The organism is Burkholderia sp. BCC1985, assembly GCF_905339915.1.
Taxonomy (GTDB): domain Bacteria; phylum Pseudomonadota; class Gammaproteobacteria; order Burkholderiales; family Burkholderiaceae; genus Burkholderia.
In genome coordinates this window covers 1-1,301 of sequence record NZ_CAJPGY010000113.1, presented here as the reverse complement: position 1 = coordinate 1,301, position 1,301 = coordinate 1, and the positions used below count along the sequence as shown (strand labels likewise).

Sequence of the window (1,301 nt, the reverse complement as noted above, 5' to 3'; positions counted from 1 at the left end):
CATCACGCTGCCGGGCATCGGCGCGTATCTCGCGCAGGCGATCTCGGACAAGAACCTCGGCGCGATCGGCTGGGTGATCCTGACGATGACGGTCGTGATCCTCGCGTACGACCAGTTCCTGTTCCGCCCGCTGATCGCATGGGCCGACAAGTTCCGGATGGAGAACACCGCATCGGGCGATGCGCCGCAATCCTGGCTGCTCGACCTCGTGCGCCGCACGCGCCTGATTCACCAGCTGCTCGTGCCGGCCGGCTGGTTCTTCGCGAAGGCGGCGCGGATTCCGCTGCGCCTGCCGCTGTCGGGCGCAATGCGCTTCTCGCTGCCGAAGGTCGAGAAGAAGGCATCGCGCACGGTCGACATCGCATGGGCGGCGCTCTTGCTGCTCGGCACGGCCTATATCGTGTGGCGCGTCGTCAGCTTCGTGTCGACCGGCGTGACGATGGGGGAGGTCGGGCACGTCGTCGCGCTCGGGCTCATCACGCTGCTGCGCGTGGTCGTGCTGATCTCGATCGCGTCGGTGATCTGGGTGCCGATCGGCGTGTGGGTCGGGCTGCGCCCGAAGCTGGCCGAGAAGCTGCAGCCGCTCGCGCAGTTCCTTGCCGCGTTCCCGGCGAACCTGCTGTTCCCGGTGTTCGTGATCGTGATCGCGCGCTTCCACCTGAACCCCGACATCTGGCTGTCGCCGCTGATCGTGCTCGGCACGCAGTGGTATATCCTGTTCAACGTGATCGCCGGCGCCACGTCCTATCCGAACGACTATCGCGAAGCCGCGACGAACTTCCGAATCCGCGGCTGGCAGTGGTGGCGCCAGGCGATCCTGCCCGGCATCTTCCCTTACTACGTGACCGGTGCGATCACCGCCTCGGGCGGCGCGTGGAACGCGAGCATCGTGTCGGAAGCGGTGCAGTGGGGCTCGACCAAGATCGAGGCGCACGGCCTCGGCGCGTATATCGCGCAGACCACCGCCGCCGGCGACTTTCCGAAGATCATCCTGGGCATCGCCGTGATGTCCCTGTTCGTCACCCTGTTCAACCGCCTGCTGTGGCGCCCGCTGTATGCCTTCGCCGAAGCGAAGCTGCGGCTCGACTGAGACCGATTGAGAGCGAAACGCGATGCACAATCCGAATGCTGTAAACGCCCCCGTCCAGACGTCCCAGCCGCCGCGCCTCGGTGAGGAAATCCTGCGCGTCGATCACGTCTGCCGCGGCTTCAACAAGACGCAGGGCGAGTTGCTCGTGCTCGACGACGCGAACCTGTCGCTGCGCGAAGGCGAGATCGTCGGGCTGCTCGGCCGTTCTGGC

1 protein-coding gene and 1 pseudogene are annotated in these 1,301 nt (G+C 66.3%); both read left to right on the top strand.

The window, feature by feature from the left end:
* The coding region (locus tag U4Z31_RS36870; RefSeq protein ID WP_321812983.1) for an ABC transporter permease subunit at positions 1-1,090 on the top strand (1,090 nt) is incomplete at its 5' end.
* 22 nt (positions 1,091-1,112) lie between these two features.
* A pseudogene (locus tag U4Z31_RS36865) lies at positions 1,113-1,301 on the top strand (ABC transporter ATP-binding protein); the annotation flags it as partial.